This window comes from Brevibacillus sp. HD3.3A (assembly GCF_013284375.2).
In the GTDB taxonomy this organism is placed as follows: domain Bacteria; phylum Bacillota; class Bacilli; order Brevibacillales; family Brevibacillaceae; genus Brevibacillus; species Brevibacillus parabrevis.
On record NZ_CP085874.1, the window covers coordinates 2169012 to 2187500 of the forward strand.

The 18489-nt window shown below is 52.4% G+C and carries 18 protein-coding genes; all 18 read left to right on the forward strand.

All coding sequences use genetic code 11. From position 1 onward, the window contains the following. The first annotated feature begins 10 nt into the window (after nt 1-10). The 18 genes from cdd to HP435_RS10715 all read left to right on the forward strand — a co-directional run bounded on the left by cdd (nt 11) and on the right by HP435_RS10715 (nt 18388). On the forward strand, nt 11-409 hold the full coding sequence (gene cdd / locus HP435_RS10630; RefSeq protein ID WP_063231406.1) for a cytidine deaminase: 399 nt from the start codon (nt 11-13) through the stop codon (nt 407-409). Further along, nucleotides 402-1319 (forward strand): GTPase Era, encoded by a 918-nt coding sequence (era, locus tag HP435_RS10635; RefSeq protein WP_122964085.1) that lies wholly within the window; start codon nt 402-404, stop codon nt 1317-1319. Before cdd ends, era begins: the two co-directional genes overlap by 8 nt. A 116-nt stretch (nt 1320-1435) precedes the next feature. Continuing rightward, the gene (locus HP435_RS10640; protein ID WP_083955823.1) at nt 1436-1591 is read left to right on the forward strand and encodes a YqzL family protein; all 156 of its coding nucleotides are present in this window, start codon (nt 1436-1438) and stop codon (nt 1589-1591) included. Next, entirely contained in the window at nt 1582-2355 is a 774-nt protein-coding gene (gene recO, locus HP435_RS10645; RefSeq protein ID WP_173597408.1) for a DNA repair protein RecO, read from the forward strand. The genes HP435_RS10640 and recO overlap by 10 nt, the downstream gene beginning before the upstream one ends. Before the next feature lie 295 nt (nt 2356-2650). Continuing rightward, nucleotides 2651-3574, forward strand: coding sequence for a glycine--tRNA ligase subunit alpha (glyQ, locus tag HP435_RS10650; protein ID WP_063231428.1), 924 nt, complete (start codon nt 2651-2653; stop codon nt 3572-3574). Then, nucleotides 3567-5636 carry a glycine--tRNA ligase subunit beta gene (glyS, locus tag HP435_RS10655; protein ID WP_173597407.1) on the forward strand — a complete coding sequence of 690 codons (2070 nt, stop codon included), beginning with the start codon at nt 3567-3569 and terminating at the stop codon, nt 5634-5636. Before glyQ ends, glyS begins: the two co-directional genes overlap by 8 nt. A gap of 122 nt (nt 5637-5758) precedes the next feature. After that, on the forward strand, nt 5759-6403 hold the full coding sequence (locus HP435_RS10660; RefSeq protein WP_063231410.1) for a transcriptional regulator CcpN: 645 nt from the start codon (nt 5759-5761) through the stop codon (nt 6401-6403). Between the two features lie 11 nt (nt 6404-6414). Continuing rightward, a complete protein-coding gene (locus HP435_RS10665) occupies nt 6415-7251 on the forward strand; it encodes a pyruvate, water dikinase regulatory protein (protein WP_063231411.1) in 837 nt (278 codons plus the stop codon). Nucleotides 7252-7453: 202 nt separating this feature from the next. Beyond that, nucleotides 7454-9316, forward strand: coding sequence for a DNA primase (gene dnaG / locus HP435_RS10670; RefSeq protein WP_122964082.1), 1863 nt, complete (start codon nt 7454-7456; stop codon nt 9314-9316). 34 nt (nt 9317-9350) lie between these two features. Further along, the gene (gene rpoD / locus HP435_RS10675; RefSeq protein ID WP_063231413.1) at nt 9351-10478 is read left to right on the forward strand and encodes an RNA polymerase sigma factor RpoD; all 1128 of its coding nucleotides are present in this window, start codon (nt 9351-9353) and stop codon (nt 10476-10478) included. A 90-nt stretch (nt 10479-10568) separates the two neighbouring features. Continuing rightward, nucleotides 10569-11492, forward strand: coding sequence for a hypothetical protein (locus HP435_RS10680; RefSeq protein ID WP_122964081.1), 924 nt, complete (start codon nt 10569-10571; stop codon nt 11490-11492). 70 nt (nt 11493-11562) lie between these two features. Continuing rightward, nucleotides 11563-11727: a hypothetical protein gene (locus tag HP435_RS10685; protein WP_167470280.1), complete on the forward strand. Its 165-nt coding sequence runs from the start codon at nt 11563-11565 to the stop codon at nt 11725-11727. Nucleotides 11728-11866: 139 nt separating this feature from the next. Then, nucleotides 11867-13006 carry an acyl-CoA dehydrogenase gene (locus HP435_RS10690; protein ID WP_173598581.1) on the forward strand — a complete coding sequence of 380 codons (1140 nt, stop codon included), beginning with the start codon at nt 11867-11869 and terminating at the stop codon, nt 13004-13006. A gap of 141 nt (nt 13007-13147) precedes the next feature. Then, nucleotides 13148-13882 (forward strand): tRNA (adenine(22)-N(1))-methyltransferase, encoded by a 735-nt coding sequence (locus HP435_RS10695; protein WP_122964080.1) that lies wholly within the window; start codon nt 13148-13150, stop codon nt 13880-13882. Then, nucleotides 13858-14973 carry a Nif3-like dinuclear metal center hexameric protein gene (locus tag HP435_RS10700; protein WP_173598580.1) on the forward strand — a complete coding sequence of 372 codons (1116 nt, stop codon included), beginning with the start codon at nt 13858-13860 and terminating at the stop codon, nt 14971-14973. Before HP435_RS10695 ends, HP435_RS10700 begins: the two co-directional genes overlap by 25 nt. A gap of 58 nt (nt 14974-15031) precedes the next feature. Next, entirely contained in the window at nt 15032-16510 is a 1479-nt protein-coding gene (locus HP435_RS10705) for an S-layer homology domain-containing protein (protein WP_229049895.1), read from the forward strand. Between the two features lie 40 nt (nt 16511-16550). After that, nucleotides 16551-16889 carry a hypothetical protein gene (locus HP435_RS10710; protein WP_229049896.1) on the forward strand — a complete coding sequence of 113 codons (339 nt, stop codon included), beginning with the start codon at nt 16551-16553 and terminating at the stop codon, nt 16887-16889. Then, nucleotides 16886-18388 carry a S41 family peptidase gene (locus HP435_RS10715; RefSeq protein ID WP_173598579.1) on the forward strand — a complete coding sequence of 501 codons (1503 nt, stop codon included), beginning with the start codon at nt 16886-16888 and terminating at the stop codon, nt 18386-18388. Before HP435_RS10710 ends, HP435_RS10715 begins: the two co-directional genes overlap by 4 nt. The last annotated feature ends 101 nt before the right edge of the window (nt 18389-18489 follow it).

The window sequence follows — 18489 nt, forward strand, 5'->3', positions numbered from 1 at the left end:
AATGATGAGAATGGATAAACAAGCATTGCTTGCTGGTGCGATCCAAGCAAGAGAACTGGCGTATGTGCCTTACTCCAAGTTTCAGGTGGGCGCAGCGCTGCTGTGTGAGAGCGGCAAGGTTTATTTGGGCGGCAATATCGAAAACGCTGCATACTCGCTGTGCAACTGCGCAGAGCGTACGGCCCTGTTCAAAGCTTATTCGGAGGGGGACCGCACGTTCAAGGCGCTGGCAGTGGCGGCGGACACCCCTGGAGCGGTGTCTCCGTGCGGCGCGTGCCGTCAGGTGTTGGCTGAGCTTTGCCCGCCGGACATGCCTGTATACTTGACCAACCTGAAAGGCGACGTCGAGGAAACAACAGTATCTGCCCTTTTGCCGGGGGCATTTTCCAAGGAGGATTTACGTGGATAACCGCAAGACCAAACAATCATTCAAATCAGGATTCGTATCTATTGTGGGGCGCCCGAACGTAGGGAAATCGACGCTGCTGAACCACGTCGTCGGCCACAAGATCGCAATCATGTCCAATAAGCCGCAAACGACGCGCAACAAAATCACCGCTGTTCATACGACGGAAGCAGGGCAAATCATCTTCATCGATACGCCGGGGATTCACAAGCCGCAATCCAAGCTGGGCAACTACATGGTGTCGGTGGCTGAAAATACGCTCAATGAAGTCGACCTCGTGCTGTTTGTGGTAGACGCGACCGAAAAGCGCGGAGCGGGTGACGACTACATCATCGAGCGGCTGAAGCAAGTTAAGACTCCGGTATTTTTGGTGATCAACAAAATTGACAAGGTTCATCCGGAAGCGCTGTTGCCGATTATCGACGATTACCGCCAGTTGTACGATTTCAAGCAGATCGTTCCGATTTCCGCCTTGGAGGGCAACAACACTGCTTCCTTGACCGAAGCGATCATGGGGGAAATGGAAGAAGGGCCGATGTTCTACCCGGCCGACCAGGTGACCGATCATCCGGAGCGTTTTGTCGTGGCCGAGTTGATTCGCGAAAAAGTTCTGCATTTGACCCGCGAAGAAGTGCCCCATTCGATTGCTGTCGTCGTGGAGGAAATGAAGCGCGGCGAAAACGGGAAGACGCTGTACATTTACGCGGCGATTTACGTGGAACGCGATTCGCAGCGCGGCATTTTGATCGGACAAAAAGGCCAGATGCTGAAAGAAATCGGCAGACGGGCGAGAAAAGATATCGAGCGGCTGATGGGGGATCAAGTATTCCTGGAGCTGTGGATCAAGGTGAAAAAGGACTGGCGCAACCAGGAGCGGATGCTGCGCAACTTCGGCTTTTACAACGAAGAATAGGCAGATGGCTGTCCTTCGTTTTCATTCGTGTTAATTTTTCCAAGGCATATAATAACGGGCGCAGGTGATTCTAAGAAGGAAGTGGATAGACCCGATACAGGAAAGGATGATGCTCCATGCTTCGTGACTTTTCTTGGAGAGTTTTCGCTTCAACCGGTGACATCCATGCTTACCTTCTCTACCGCGATCACCATCAGGCGGAAGGCTCTTCAGAAGACGTTCTGCTTGATTTTGCCCAGGAAGAATTGGGTGACTCGCAGGCATGCTTGTAAAATGGGAAGGGATTGTCATTCGCAGCGTGGACTATGGCGAGTCCAGCAAAGTGGTGACGTTGTTTACCAGGGAGAACGGCAAGCTAGGCGTGATGGCGCGCGGTGCTAAAAAGACCAAGAGCCGTCTTGCCGCCGTCTCCCAGTTGTTTTCGCACGGTTATTTTCTGTGCAAGGCAGGGCCCGGAGCGGGAATGCCCGATCTGTCGCAGGGTGACATCGTGGATTCCTTCCGGGACATGCGGCAAGCCCTCACTGCGACGGCTTATGCCGCTTACATAGCAGAGCTTTTGGATCGATTGACACATGAACGGGAGCCGAATCCGTATTTGTTCCAGCTATTACTGCAGACGTTTTGCTATCTGGACGAAGGGGTGGACCCGGAAATTTTGTGCCGGATTTTCGAGGTGAAGATGCTGATTGTAGCCGGGATTTCGCCGCAGCTGTCAGCTTGTGCGAACTGCGGACAACAGCGGGAGCCTTATGCGATCAGCGTATCGCAGGGCGGGTTGCTGTGCCCGTCTTGCCAGCCATCAGACCCGTATGCACTGGCGGTCACGCCTTCTACCTGGAAGCTGTTGCGGCTGTTCCAGGTATTTGATTTGGAACGTTTGGGCGACATCGAGGTGAAGCCGGCGACGCGCAGCCAGCTCAAGCATGTGATTCGCAGCTTCATGGACGAGCATCTTGATCTGAGGCTGAAAAGTCGCGCATTTCTGGAACAACTGGAGCGAATGGAAAGGATGGCCCAGTCCGACAGTGACTGATTGACATTCGATTTTCTTTTCGTTATGATAAGGAACAAACTTACATACCGAACGTTGCCATGAAGGAAAAGAGTAGTCGGCCACTGTGTGCAAAAAGCGAACCGGGGAAGGTGAAAGCCCGGTCACCACGCTGATGAAGGGCATTCCGGAGCAATTTGGTCTTTAGAAGGTGGGCGAAGAACGTATTCGCCAAGTAGGGTGGAACCGCGAGAATCCTCTCGTCCCTACACTGTCGTTTTGCAGACAGTGTAGAGGCGGGAGGTTTTTATTTTTGGAGGAGGAAAAGAGCATGAAAATGACATTTCAAGACATCATTTTGACGCTGCAAAACTTTTGGGCCAAGCAAAATTGCCTGATCGTGCAGCCGTACGACGTGGAAAAAGGAGCGGGTACACTGAACCCGATGACATTTTTGCGCTCCATCGGACCTGAGCCGTGGAACGTGGCGTACGTGGAGCCGTCCCGTCGCCCGGCGGATGGCCGCTACGGGGAAAACCCGAACCGTCTGTACCAGCACCACCAGTTTCAGGTGATCATGAAGCCGTCGCCGGACAACATCCAGGAGCTGTATTTGGAGAGTCTGCGTCAGTTGGGGATTGAACCGCTGGAGCACGACATCCGCTTCGTGGAAGACAACTGGGAGCATCCGGGTCTGGGCGCATGGGGGCTTGGCTGGGAAGTGTGGCTCGACGGTATGGAAATCACCCAGTTCACCTACTTCCAGCAAGTCGGCGGTCTGGAGTGCAAGCCAGTTGCCGTTGAGCTGACGTACGGTCTGGAACGCCTGGCTTCTTACATTCAGGAAAAGGAAAATGTGTTCGATCTGGAATGGTGCAACGGCTACACGTACGGAGACGTGTTCTTACAGCCTGAATACGAGCACTCCAAATACACGTTTGAGCTGTCTGACGTAGACATGCTGTTCACGCTTTACAACACATACGAAGCAGAAGCAAAACGGCTGATGAAAGAGCGCCTGGTTTATCCGGCGTACGATTACGTGCTGAAATGTTCGCATACGTTCAACCTTCTGGACGCCAGAGGGGCGATCAGCGTGACAGAGCGCACCGGCTACATCGCACGTGTCCGCAATTTGTCCCGCGAAGTGGCACAAACGTACTACGCAGAGCGCGAGCGTCTCGGCTTCCCGCTTTTGAAAAAAGACGGTACACACGAGGAAGAAACGGCACAGGTGAAGGGAGAGGATACAAATGAGTAAACGCGATTTGCTCGTAGAAGTAGGTCTGGAAGAAATGCCAGCGCGGTTTGTGGCCCTGGCAGCAACGCAATTCAAGGAAAAAGTGGAGAAGTGGCTGACGGCAGAGCGCGTTCCCTTCGACCAGATTACTGCGCTGGAGACGCCGCGCCGATTCGCCTTGCTGATTACCGGACTCGCTGAGAAGCAGCCGGATCGCAACGACGAAGCAAAAGGTCCGGCAAAGAAAATCGCACAGGACGAAGCGGGCAACTGGTCCAAGGCAGCGCTTGGCTTCGCACGCAGCAACAACGTCGACCCGAACGACTTGTACTTTAAAGAAGTGAACGGCGTAGAATACGTGCACGCGAGAAAAGCGGAAGCGGGCAAGGCGACGACAGAAATTTTGCCGCACCTCTCCGAAGTGATTGCAGGCATGAGCTTCCCGAAAAATATGCGCTGGGGCGCGAGAGACTTGAAATACGTTCGCCCGATTCGCTGGCTGGTAGCCCTGTTCGGCGATGAATTGATTGACCTGGAGATCGCAGGAGTAAAAAGCGGACGCATCTCCCGCGGCCATCGCTTCCTCGGGACGGAAGTGACGCTCGCTCACCCGAGTGAGTACGTAAGCAAGCTGGCGGAACAGCACGTCATGGTCGACCCGCAAGAGCGCAGGGCGACGATCGTGGAGCAAATCCGCCGTTTGGAGCAGGAACACGGCTGGACGATCCCGATGGATGAGGGGCTTCTGGATGAAGTCGTCCATCTGGTCGAGTATCCGACAGCGCTGTACGGCACGTTTGAAGCAGAGTTTTTGACGATTCCGCGCGAAGTACTGGTCACTTCCATGCGCGAGCATCAGCGTTACTTCCCGGTGGAAAATGCGCAGGGACAACTGCTCAATCATTTCGTTACCGTGCGCAACGGCGACAGCCGCGCTCTGGAAAATGTAGCAAAAGGAAACGAAAAAGTGCTGCGCGCCCGTCTGTCTGACGCCCGTTTCTTCTATGTAGAGGACCAGAAGCTGTCCATCGACAGCTGCCTGAAGCGGCTGGAGACAATCGTTTTCCACGAGGAGCTGGGAACGATTGGAGACAAGGTCCGCCGCGTGCGCAAAACAGCGGGTCTGATTGCAAGCAAGCTCGGAGTAAGTGCAGAAGAAGCCAAACAAGTAGACCGAATCGCAGAAATCGCCAAGTTCGACCTCGTGACCAACATGGTCGGCGAGTTCCCTGAACTGCAAGGCATCATGGGTGAGGATTACGCCCGCAAGGCAGGGGAGTCCGAACTCGTGGCGCGCGGTGTGTTCGAGCACTATTTGCCACGTTTCGCTGGCGACCTGATGCCTGCTTCCGCACAGGGAGCAATCGCGAGCATGGCTGACAAGCTGGATACGATCGTCGGCTGCTTTGCCATCGGGATCGTGCCGACAGGTTCCCAGGACCCATACGGTCTGCGCCGGATGGCAGCGGGGATTGTCAGCATTTTGCTGGAACGCAACTGGCAGCTGTCCCTCGACGAACTGTGGGATGCAGCGCTCGAAGGCTACAGTGCACAAGGCGTAAGCAAACGGACGGCAGAAGAAGTGAAAAAGGATCTGGTCGATTTCTTCGCCCTTCGTCTGAAAAACGTTCTGCAAGAAAACAACGTGCGCTACGATGTGATCGACGCCGTGTTGAGCGCAGATTTGACCAAAGTTCCCGATGTGCTGGCAAAAGCGAAGGCGCTGATGGCGACTGTTGCAGCTGAGGACTTCAAGCTGATCGTCGAGCAGTTTACGCGGGTGAACAACCTCGCGCAAAAAGCGGAATCCGACAGCGTGAACGAAGCGCTGTTCGCCGAAGAAGCCGAGCGCAATCTGTACCAGTCTTACCAGTCTGTCGCCAAAGAAGTGCAAGGGCTGGACGATCAGGCGAAAATTTTGGCGACGCTCTCGACGCTGCGCGAGCCGATTCAGGCGTTTTTCGATAAAGTCATGGTTATGGCGGAAGATCAGGCTGTTCGCGCTAACCGACTGGGCATGCTTCTTTGCATCTCCCGTCTTTTGAACGCCTATGCCGATTTCGCGAAAATTGTATTTGCCTAACAACGAATAGGCTGGTGCCTCCGTCCTATAATGAGACGGGGGCACCTTTTTTCCGCGCGAAAGAAGGAATATCCGGTCGAATAGAGTAATACTAGGAAGAGGTAAAGACAGAACCGGGGTGATTGGTCATCGAGCTTACCAAGCGTCAAGAGCAGATCTTACAGATAGTGAAGGATGACGGGCCGATTACGGGCGAGCATATCGCGGAGCGCCTCAATCTGACTCGCGCTACTTTGCGCCCTGATCTCTCCATCCTCACGATGTCAGGATATTTAGAAGCCAGACCTCGGGTCGGGTATTTTTATGCCGGCAGACCAGCAAGCTCCGTCATTAGTGAACGGCTTCACAAACTGATCGTCAATGATTACAAGGCGGTGCCGATCGTAGTTTCCGAGTCCGCCTCCGCTTACGATGCAATCGTTACCCTCTTTCTGGAGGATGTCGGAACGTTGTTCGTCGTCAATCAAAAAGGATATTTGGCTGGCGTCATCTCCCGCAAGGACCTTTTGCGCGCTTCGCTCGGCAACAAGACGCTGGAAGATGTGCCGGTCAGCATCATCATGTCCAGGATGCCGAATATCATCACTTGTGGCCCGGAGGAAACCTTGTACGCAGCGGCGAAGAAGCTGATCGATTTTCAGATCGATTCCTTGCCTGTCGTACGACCCAGCGATGAGGACCCGAGACAGATGGAATTGATGGGACGGGTTACGAAGACGACGATCGCCAAAGCATTTGTTGAATTGGGCAGCGAACCGAAAGTGTAGGAGGAGAATGGATGCAAGGTAACCAACAAGGACAGCTCATCTACGTGGTCTCGGACTCCATTGGCGAAACGGCTGAGCTTGTCGTTCGCGCAGGAGCCAGTCAATTTGACCGTTTTTTGTTCGATGTGCAAAAGTATCCCTACATAGAAGACAAGGAATCCATCGACGAAATCATTGCCTCTGCAAAAGAATCGAAGGCGATGATCGTCTTTACGCTGGTCATCCCGGAATTGAACGCCTATATCACCCAGCAGGCGGCGATCCACAGCATTCCGGCCATTGACGTCATGGGTCCGCTCATGAACACGCTGCAAGGCATGCTGAAGGAGCCGCCGACTGGCAAGCCGGGGCTTGTGCGCAGACTGGACGAGGAGTATTTCCGCAAGGTGGACGCCATCGAGTTCGCCGTCAAGTACGATGACGGACGCGATCCACGCGGACTTTTGCGGGCGGACGTTGTGCTGATCGGCGTATCGCGCACCTCCAAGACGCCGCTCTCCATGTACTTGGCAAACAAGCGCCTGAAAGTGGCGAACGTTCCGCTTGTCCCGGAAGTGGAGCCGCCAGAAGAGCTGTTCCAGCTTCCGCAGGAGCGGTGTATCGGGTTGACCATCAATCCGGAGCAGTTGAACGGCATTCGTACCGAACGACTCAAAGCGCTCGGATTGACGGCGCAAGCCAATTACGCGAACCTGGACCGGATTACAGAGGAGCTTGCTTACTCCAAGCGGATTATTGACCGATTGGGCTGCAAGGTCATTGACGTTTCCAACAAGGCAGTAGAGGAAACAGCCAACATCATTTTGGAGATCATTCGCAAAAACAATCTCCGAAGTGAAAGGAAATAGGTCAAAAGAAGGAATTTGACGACTTTTGTAGAAAATCAGTTAGGAAAGGTTTGTTCCCCAGGAGCCGCAAGAGCGTTTATTGCTCGCGGAAATGTGGAAAAGTAGAAAAGAAGAAAAGAAGTTTAAGACAAAGAAGGAATTTGACGAATTTTGACGAACTAAATAATCTCATCGTGCGATTCTCCTAAAAAGGTGGAAAGACATGACAGGTCCCACTTCAGATGAATTTGTGAACCAAGTGCGTGCCGCTGTCGACATCGTAGACGTTGTAGGAGAGTACGTTCAACTGAGAAAAAGCGGTCGTGCCTTTCTCGGTCTATGTCCGTTTCACTCTGAAAAGAGCCCTTCCTTCAATGTGAATGCAGAGCGACAGTTTTTTCATTGCTTTGGCTGCGGGGCAGGTGGGGATGTCTTTTCCTTTTTAATGAAACTGGAGCAGCTGACGTTCCCAGAGGCATTGCACAAATTGGCGGAGCGTGCCGGGATCGCCGTGCCCCAGACACAGCAAGTAGAGGAATCTCCAGAAAAGCGCTCGAAGCAAGCCATGCAGGAAGCGCATCAGCTTGTCGCGAAGCTGTACCACTACGTGCTGACGGAGACGCCATATGGCGTGGAGGCGATGAAGTATTTAGCCAAGCGCGGAATGTCTCCTCAGACGATTGCCGAGTTTCAGATCGGCTTTGCCCCGGATTCCTGGGATTTCGTGACGCAGTTTTTGAAAAAACGGCGTTTTTCACAGGAGTTGATGGTGGACGCTGGTCTCTTGGCAAAAAGCGATGGAGGAAAAGTATTTGATCGCTTCCGGGGACGAATTATGTTCCCGATCCAGGACACCCAGGGAAATGTCATCGGATTCGGCGGCCGCCTCTTGGCCGGCTCTCAGCCAAAATCTCAACCGAAGTATTTAAACAGCCCGGAAAGCCTTTTGTTTAACAAAAGCGCTACCCTGTTCAACCTTCACCGTGCCCGTCCGTATATTAGAAAGAGGAAGCAGGCACTACTGTTTGAAGGGTATGTCGATGTCATTTCGGCATGGCAGGCGGGTTTTCCCCAAGGAGTTGCTACGCTGGGGACCGCTTTGACCGAGCAGCAGGCACGGATGATTCGCCGCAATGTCGATTCGGTCGTGCTGTGCTACGACGGAGATGCTGCTGGTCAGGAAGCGACAAGCAAGGCAATCCACATACTGCAGCAGGCGGGTCTCATCGTTCGGGTAGCTCCTTTGCCGCAAGGTGTCGATCCAGATGATTACATACGCCAGCACGGTGCTGAAGCCTTTTCTCAGCAAGTGCTGCTGCAGGCGATGCCGGTTACGGCTTTTCGCTTGAAACATTTACGAAGCCAGATCGTAATACATGATGAGACGGACAAGGCCCGCTTGATCGCCAAAGCCGTGGAAATCATCAACGAGCTGGAAAGCCCGGTGGAGCGGGATATGTATTTGCGGCAATTGGCGGATGAATATTCCCTTACTCTCGGCGATTTGAAATGGGAGTCCAAACGCGTTTATAAACAGCAAAAAAGTGAACGCCAAAGGGATAAAGTGCCGTCAGCATGGAATAATAGTATAAATAATGGCAAAGTTACGCTCGCGAAAACACTGCCACCCGCTTACCACACGGCTGAGCGCATGCTGCTGTACTACATGATGCGGAATGAAGAAATCGCCGCCCGCGTCCAGGAGGAATGCAGCGCCCACTTTCAAGTGGACGAACACGATGCGCTGGCTGCCTACCTGTACGCCTACTACGCAGAGGGAAACCCGGAAGACCCTGGAGGGTTCATACATTACGTGCAAGACGATTTGTTAAAGCAATTAGCCTCGGGATTGGCCATGATGGAGTGCAAGGAAGACGTATCCGATTTAGAGATCGGTGACTACATCAAACAAGTGAATAACTACCCGAAGCGTGCCGAGTTGGAACGATTGCGCGATGAGCAGCGGAGCTTACACCTCCAAGCGGCCGCAGCGGACAGCGAGGATGCGCGCAAACAACTGGAAATTCAAGCTGCCTTAACAGGGATGAAGATTCTTGAATTGGAAAATGCTTTAAAAGAAGGGTAGCTTCAGATCATTCCCGGGGAAGGAGGGAAAGTAGATGAACAAGCAAAATATCACTTCTGACATGGAAGCAATGTCCATCGAACAAGTGAAGGAGCAGTTGGTCGAATTAGGCAAGAAACGCGGCGTTTTGTCGTACAAGGAAATTACAGATCGCCTCGCAGCATTTGAACAGGATTCCGATCAGATGGATGAGTTTTTCGAATACCTGGGTGATCAAGGTATCGAGATTAACAACAATGAGAATGACGACGACGATGAAGTCGACGAAATGATCATGAAGGATGAGGACAACGAAGAATTCGACTTTGACGATCTCTCCGTTCCACCTGGAATTAAGATCAATGACCCTGTACGGATGTACCTGAAAGAAATCGGTCGTGTTCCTCTGCTCTCCGCAGAAGAGGAGATCAAACTGGCCCAGCGGATTGAGCAAGGGGATGAGGAAGCGAAGAGACGACTGGCCGAAGCAAACTTGCGGTTGGTTGTATCGATTGCCAAGCGTTATGTAGGACGCGGCATGTTGTTCCTTGACCTGATTCAGGAAGGAAACATGGGACTGATTAAAGCGGTAGAAAAATTTGATTACCGCAAAGGCTACAAGTTCAGTACGTACGCGACTTGGTGGATTCGTCAGGCGATTACGCGCGCGATTGCAGACCAGGCACGTACGATCCGGATTCCGGTGCATATGGTGGAAACCATCAACAAGCTGATTCGTGTTTCCCGTCAGCTTCTTCAGGAGCTTGGACGCGAGCCGATGCCGGAAGAAATCGCGGAAAAAATGGATCTGACCCCGGAAAAGGTTCGGGAAATCATGAAGATTGCTCAAGAGCCTGTTTCGCTGGAAACGCCGATCGGGGAAGAAGACGATTCTCACCTGGGCGACTTCATCGAAGATCAGGACGCGCTGGAGCCATCTGATGCTGCTGCGTATGAACTGTTGAAAGAGCAGCTCGAAGACGTGCTGGACACGTTGACTGATCGTGAAGAAAACGTTCTTCGCTTGCGCTTCGGTCTGGATGACGGACGTACCCGCACACTGGAAGAAGTGGGCAAAGTATTCGGCGTCACTCGTGAGCGCATCCGTCAAATTGAGGCGAAAGCACTACGCAAACTTCGTCATCCGAGTAGAAGCAAACGCTTAAAAGATTTCTTGGAATAGCCGATATAAGAAGTATGTGGCCTACGTTTTAGCCGACGTAGGCTTTTCTTTTTCTACATCATTTTCTGTCACGAGTAAGGAGGGGCCGCGTTGGACGACCAGCGCAAGCGAACCATCATAGCTGAGATTGAAAACTGGCGGCGCAATCATCTGCTGCCTGAACATTACTGCATTTTCCTGTTAAACCTGTATACAGAAGGGGATCGACCGAGCACTCCCGCATCCGCGGGCAGGGGAGAAGGGAAGAGAGCGGATGCGCTGGCATCTGGAGCAGGGGTTGCGACAGGCAACTCATCGCCATCTGCATCGTATGCCTACGCAACCAGAACGGTTGCTCCGGTTACGGGAAAAATGGTGATGGCCTGGCTCCTTGGCGCCTTTGTTATTGCTGGTTTGATCTTGCTTGCTTTTCATTTTAACCGTTTTACGACACCAATGCAAATTACCATCTTTGCCTGTTTCGCTCTCGTTTTCTATATTCTGGGATACGCATTTCGCCGCCAGGCACCCCCGCTGACCCATTTGTTTCTAACGTTTTGCTTCGTCTTGCTCATCGCGGGAGGAATTTATTGCATTCAGCAACTGAACGGCTCCATGGCACTGACTCTTTTGTATTTAGGCGTGGTTTGCGTGCTTTTGTGCCTGAGTGCCTTCATTTTTGGCTACGCCTATTTGCTTTACTGCGGCATGCTCGGCTTGGCGCTTATTTACGGTTTTGCTACCGTGCAGCGCATCGGGGAAGGCTACACGTGGTGGAAATCGGAGCTTTACTGGGTTCCGCTTGCTTGCCTGCTGACAGGGCTTGGCTTTTTAATGAACAGCGGAAATCCGAAGTGGGCGGGAGTTTTTGCTGTGTGCGGACTGATTTCGTTCTTTGGCGCAGAGATTCAGGCGCTGTACATTTCGGAAGCGAAGCGTGATGTGATCCAGCTTTTGTTGTTCATCAAAGTCTTTTTGGCTTCCGCACTCTTTTTCTTCACGCGCGGCTATTGGTACACCTGGCTCCGCTTATGATGATCCTCCCGTTTTTTTCGGCTGACCGATTTGTTACAATTGGGTTAGAGAGAAAATGAGGTGAGGGTAATTGGAGAGCAAAACGAAGGTGTTGATCGGCATATTGCTGGCTGTCGTCTTTCTCGCGGGGGAAACGGCTGCACAGTTGATGGGTGCAAAAACATACAGCATCGGATACATATTGGGCGCTCTTGCTTTTGTCGGAGCGATCTTCATAGGAGCACGCCAGCGATAGGCGTGTTTTTTTTGTGGAAATCACACATACAAGCCAATCGTGGTGTATAATGGAAAGAGTATTCTGAACAAACGCTCAGTCATAATAGTGCTTGTCTTGGTATTTCTTAACTAAAGCGTTTTCAAGGGGGCAGCGAAACATGAATTTCGATTTGACTGTCGAGCAGCAAATGCTCAAAAAAATGATGCGGGAGTTTGCCGATGAAGTCGTAGCGCCTGGCGCAGATGAGCGGGACCGCACCAAGCAATTTCCTGTCGAAATATTCAAGCAGATGAGCGAGTTGAACTTGATGGGCCTGCCGTTTCCGGAAGAGTACGGCGGAGGAGGGGGCGACTCCACAAGCTTTGCGATTGTGGTCGAAGAGTTGAGTCGGGCTTGCGGCTCCACAGGGATTACGTATTCGGCGCACATCTCGCTTGGCGGCGCTCCGTTATATCTGTTTGGAACTGAGGAGCAGAAGCAGAAGTATTTGAGCAAAGTCTGTTCCGGTGAGAGCTTCGGGGCATTTGGCCTCACAGAACCAAACGCAGGCTCGGATGCAGGCGGCACGAAGACGACGGCCGTTTTGTCTGACCGGGAATGGGTGATCAACGGTTCCAAATGTTTTATTACGAACGCTTCCTACGCATCGTTTCTGGCGTTGACAGCCGTGACGGACAAGGATAAAGGCTCACGGGGCATTTCTGCCTTTATCGTCCCGACAGACGCTCCTGGCTTCAGCGTTTTGGCGAACTACGAGAAGCTTGGCTTGCACAGCTCCAATACGACAGAGCTGGTGCTGGAAAATGTCCGTGTGCCCGAAGAAAACATACTCGGCAAACGCGGAGAGGGCTTCAAGCAATTTTTGATTACGCTCGATGGCGGACGCATCGGGATCGGTGCGATGGCGGTAGGAATCGCGCAGGCAGCCTACGACAAAGCCCTGCAATACGCGAGGCAGCGCACCGCTTTTGGCAATTCGTTGAGCCAGTTTCAGGCAATTCAGCACAAGCTGGCTGATATGGCCATGCAAATCGACCTGGCGAGAACGATGGTCTACAAAGCAGCGTGGCTCAAGGACCACGGGCGCAAGTTTACAAAAGAAGCGGCTATGGCGAAGCTTTACGCGTCGGAAGTAGCGATGTCCGCTACCCATCAGGCGATTCAGATTCACGGCGGCTACGGTTATATGCGCGAGTATCAGGTGGAGCGTTTCTTCCGCGATGCCCGCTTGCTGGAAATCGGAGAAGGTACGTCAGAAATTTTGCGCAACGTCATCGCCAGAGAAATCGGCTGCTAACATTATTTGGACAATCTGGAATCCTCGCTGCTCGTCCGGCGAGGATTTTGTCGTTCTTTGCGCGACGGCTGTCAGCGATTTTGCATTTCGCAATTGCTGCCAAATAGGGTAGAATAGAGGCAACGGAAGGTGAAGACATAAATGACATCATTAACAATTTCCAAGCGGCTGCAAACGATTGCCCGCTACTGTCCAGAAGGAGCCCGCGTCGCCGACATCGGGTCGGATCATGCGTTGTTGGCTTCTTATTTGCTTGTAAAAGGAATTGCCTCGTTCGTAATTGCCGGAGAGTTGAACGAAGGTCCTTTTCAGGCAGCCAAAAAGCAAATACATACGCTGCAACTCAAAGATCGTGCCGCAGTCAGAAAAGGAAACGGCCTTGCCGTGCTCGAACCGGGCGAAGTTGACGTCGTCTGCATTGCCGGAATGGGCGGACAACTGATCGTTTCCATTTTGGAGGAAGGACTTCTTAAGCTGGAAGGGGTCCAGCGCCTGATTCTGCAACCGAATGTAGGGGAAGAGATCGTGCGTCGCTGGATGCTGAAACAAGGCTGGCAATTGGTTGCCGAGACGATTTTGCAAGAAGACGGCATCATTTACGAGATATTGGTGGCAGAACGGGGAGCGCCCCTTTTTCCTTACGAAAACAAAGATCGTCCGCAAGAAGACCTCATCCGCATCGGTCCGTTCCTCTGGGAAGAAAAGTCGCCCATTCTCGCGGAAAAATGGCAGCATGAAAGAGAAAAGTGGCAAAAGGTCCTGGGCCAGCTGAAGCGGTCGGACAAGCCGGAAGCCGCCCAGAGAATTGCGGAAATCGAACAAGAAGTCAAATGGATAGATGAGGTGATCGCATGCTTGCACACGGACAAACCGTAATTCAGTACGTAGAGCGTTTGGCGCCAAAATCGTTGGCGATGGAAGGGGATAAAATCGGTCTCCACGTAGGCACGCTGCAAAAGAAAGTGCAAAAAGTCATGGTCGCGCTTGACGTGCTCGAATCCGTAGTGGATGAAGCTATTGCCGAAGGGGTAGACTTGATCGTCGCTCACCACGCCGTCATTTATCGCCCGCTCAAGCATTTGCGGACAGACCTGGCGGCAGGGCGCGTTTTTGAAAAGTTGATCAAACATGACATCGCCGTCTATACCGCTCATACGAATCTGGATGTGGCAGTAGGAGGCATGAACGATTGGCTGGCTGAAGCCATCGGACTGGTCGACCTGGACGTTTTGGATGTGCTGCAAAAAGAAGCGTGGAAAAAGCTCGTCGTCTTCGTTCCGGCGACACACAAAGAGGCTGTGTTTACCGCTATGTCCGAGGCGGGTGCAGGACACGTCGGCAACTACAGCCATTGCTCCTTCCAGGTGGAAGGGACAGGAACCTTTTTGCCAGGAGACGAAACCAATCCGCATATCGGCTCGCAAGGCAAGCTGGAGCATGTCGAGGAAGTGCGGATCGAGATGGTAGTGCCTGCTTCCCGACAAGCGGCTGTCATCAAAGCGATGCAAGCCGCTCATCCTTACGAGGAAGTGGCTTATGATGTGATTCCGCTGGACCAATCCGGCCAGGCGTACGGCATTGGTCGAATCGGCTATTTGCCGACTCCGCTGACCTTGCGTGATTTGGCCCAACTGGTGAAAGAACGCTTTTCGCTGCAAGGGCTTCGCGTCGTTGGAAATCTCGATGAAACGGTCAAAAAGGTGGCTGTTGTAGGCGGGGATGGCAGTTCTTTTGCTTCCAAGGCGATTTTCAAAGGCGCAGATGTGCTCCTGACGGGAGATATCGGCTACCATATCGCCCACGATGCGCAGGCGGACGGGCTTTCCATCATTGATGCCGGCCACAATATCGAGAAAATCATGAAGCAAAAACTGGCGGATTACTTGCTGGAACAGTTGAAAGCAAATGGCTACGAAACAAAAGTGGTTGCTTCCTCTGTGCACACGGACCCGTTTCAATTTGTATAGTGCAAACGTCGGCACAAACGTTTTGTTGCCGTCTAGCTGAAGTGTAGGAGGATTTCGTGTGCAAAAACTAATTCGAACGCTCTCAAGCGGGTTGCTTGTCGCTGCCTTGCTCACCCCCGGCGTCGCTTCTGCGGCTGGGGGCTTTCTGCCCTATTCGGACATTAGCAACCATTGGGCCAAAGCGTCTATTATTCGAGGTGTACAGGCTGGACTTTTTGCAGCTGGTACTGACGCTCCGCACTTTTACCCGAATCGCGATATGTCGCGCGCTGAATTTTTGGCGTTGATGGATCGGTTGTACAACGGGGGACAGTATCAGCTCTACCCGTTGACGTTTTTGTCTGAACATGCGGAATGGTCAAAAGGGGAAGGCTTTGACCAACCGTATCTTCCTTATAAAGACGTCGATCGTCTGACGTGGGTGTACAATCCGACTTTGCGTGTAGCGATTGTACTGGACAGGCTGTATGGCCCGAATGCGATCCAGCAAGTTTTTCCGGGGGAAGAAATGAAGCCGGACCAGCCGATTACGCAAGAAGAAGCGGCAAAGCTCATGCAAATGTTCACGATGTCGCCCGACAGCAGCAAAGCGTGGGAAGAAGTCAAGGCTTGGAAGTGGCTTGAAGGAGACAGAACGGACAAATTGAAGCGGGGAGAGGCAGCAGCGGCTGCCGACCGCATGATTACTTACTTGGTGCAGGATACGATTTTGCCGCTGTTGGATTATGATGGTACGAAGTTTCCGATGGTTCCGGAGATTGAGGAACTTTTCCCTTATTTCGAAACGTACACCGCTCCAAAGTCAAAGCAGGAAGCAGCATATGTCAGCGCTGTTGACGCGATTCGCAACCATGAAGACTCCGAAGCGACTTTTGAATTGCTGCGAGCGCTTGCGGACACGACATTTGCGAATCGGATCGGGCTTCATTTTTATTTGAGCTGGGACCCGGGCACAGAGATTTCCACCAATCTGGATGAAGCGATGAGTGCCATTGACGCGTATTTCGCCAACAAAATCATTTTGCCGGACACGCTCAGACTGTTGAGTGCCAATGTGTATGATTTGGCTTTGCAGCAAGCCGGGAAAGACCAGAAGCAATTCGCGAAGGTGCTGGAGCGGTTAAGCACCTATGAACAAAAAGTGAAGCCAAATTCAAAAGAGTGGGAAGCGTTGGCCATCTATCTCGGTGCATTGGAGATCAAGAGCGGGCAAACGGAAAAAGCGTTGGAGCGCTACAAGCAATTTTCCGCCAACAATCCGGAAGCGCTGCTCAACGCTTGCTATTACTTGTACCAGGAAGGCAGGTTGGAAGAGGCGAGTGCCCTGCTTGCGACCGTAAAGCCGAATGCTTCCGACAGTCGAATGGTTCAGTTGGGCAAGCTGTTGCGCCAGGAATTGACTTCTTTGCAGCAGGCTCAACGGATTTTATCAATCGCCGCAAAAGTTGGTATCGGACAAGCTTGCTACCTATACAGACGGCAGCAAACATATCCAATACTCGTACGACTCCGAAAAGCAGAGATGGGATCGGCATAGCACGAACAATCTCGACTTTTTGCATGAGTGGGTCGGTGCCTTGCCGGTTGCAGAGCGGGCGAACAAGCTGCACGCGCGCTACTTCAAGCAGACTTTCGGCGAGATGGAAGTGATTACGGAATGGATTCCGGGAAGTGTGCTTGCAGAACAATCGGCCTCTTTGCTGCTGGAGCGTGGCAAAGTCAAAGATGTGCCACTGTTCATGAACAAATACTACATCGACAAATCTACTGATCGCGTTGTCAAGCATACGTGGCGATACGAGGAGATTTATTCGAGCGATGAGTACGTGGCCTATTCGGGCACAGATCAATACGATTACGCAAAAAGCATCAAGCTGTCGATTCCAGAGGAAGTACGAAAAGGGGTGACTCCATGAAGCGGTTTAGTCGATGGATACTGACTGCCCTGCTTGCTGTATCGGTATGGCAACAGGTGCCAGCCCAGGCAGCAGAAAATCCTTATGTGGAAACAGAAGAAGTATTCCGATACGTCATGGAGAGCCATTTAAGCAAGCCGCAAGCGGCAAAGCTGGTCAAAGGTGCGCTCGAATCCGTCAGTGAACAGGCGAAGGAGCGCAAGGATTTGCCGCTTGTCGTATCCGCCGAGGATGATACATTTGGAGAACTCGTCCAACGGTTGGCTGAGTGGCAGAAAAAAGGTGGATTTGATGCCGCTTCGATGAACACATGGGCAATCGACGGGATGCTCTCCACGCTCGACGATCCGCACACCGTCTTTTTTACAGCAGATGAACTGCGGCTGTTCCAGTCTGATGTGGAAAATCAGTTTGTCGGATTCGGCTTCCGTCTGCGGATGCAAAACGACCACATCATCATTCGCGAAATCGTCTCCGGTTCTCCGGCCGCAGCATCTGTCCTCAAGCGTGGCGACCAGTTGCTGAAGGTGGGAGATGTCTCCCTGGTGGGGAAAAGCTTTGAGGAATCGTATGCTTACTTGAAAGGTGCAGAAGGAACCGAAGCCGTATTGGTCGTATATCGCCCTTCCGAAAAGCGTGAGCTTCAGGTCAAGCTGAAAAGAGCGCTGATGACACTTCCGGAAGCGGAAGGTCAGTTGTTTGACAAAGGGTCGGTCGGCTACATCAGTCTGGAAACGTTCGGGTCTGATGGCGCTGTGCAAATGCGCGACAAACTGCTTGAATTTGCACGCTCCCAAAAGCAGCTGACCGGGCTTGTCCTGGACTTGCGTGACAATGGCGGCGGCTATTTGAGTACGGCGCGAGACATCGCAAGCCTGTTCATGGAAGACGGACTGCTCATGTATACGACAAACCGCAACGGTGTGGAAGTGGAGACATGGGTACGCAACGGCCGGGACATCGGCATTCCTGTACGCATTTTGGTGAATGGCGGAACCGCTTCTGCTTCCGAGCTTCTGTCCGGCGCTTTGCGCGATCACGGCATTGCCAAGCTGGTCGGAACGAAGACGTATGGCAAAGGCAGCGCACAGCAAGTGATCCCTTTGTCAGAAGGGGATGCGCTCAAGCTGACACTGAACGAATATTTCACCCCCAAGCATACGGTCGTCAACCATATCGGTCTTACGCCAGACTTGGTCGTGGAAGATTACGGCGCACAAGTGGTCGAAGCTCTGCAATCCTTGAATGTGCGCGCTTGGGAACTGAGCGATGAGGATGGGGATACTGTAATCAACGGCATCCCGTTCCCGACAGTCGAACCGCTTTTCAAACAAGGAACAGGAGGGCTGCAAGTCCGGGCAGCTATTTTGTCGCACTTATTGAAAGATCCGGCCATCGGCGAGAATGAATACGTGGAGCTTGCTCCTTATTTGAAAAAGCACCCTGCCCTGAAAGTGCAAAGCAAGGGTGGATTCCACTTCTTGACCTATACTTCCTAGTAAAAAGACAAGCCGTTGCTGTTGATTGCAGCAAAGGCTTGTTTTTTTCTGTGAAAAACGTCTCACCGTTTTGTTGCGGGTATAGTCGGAAGCAGGAAGCA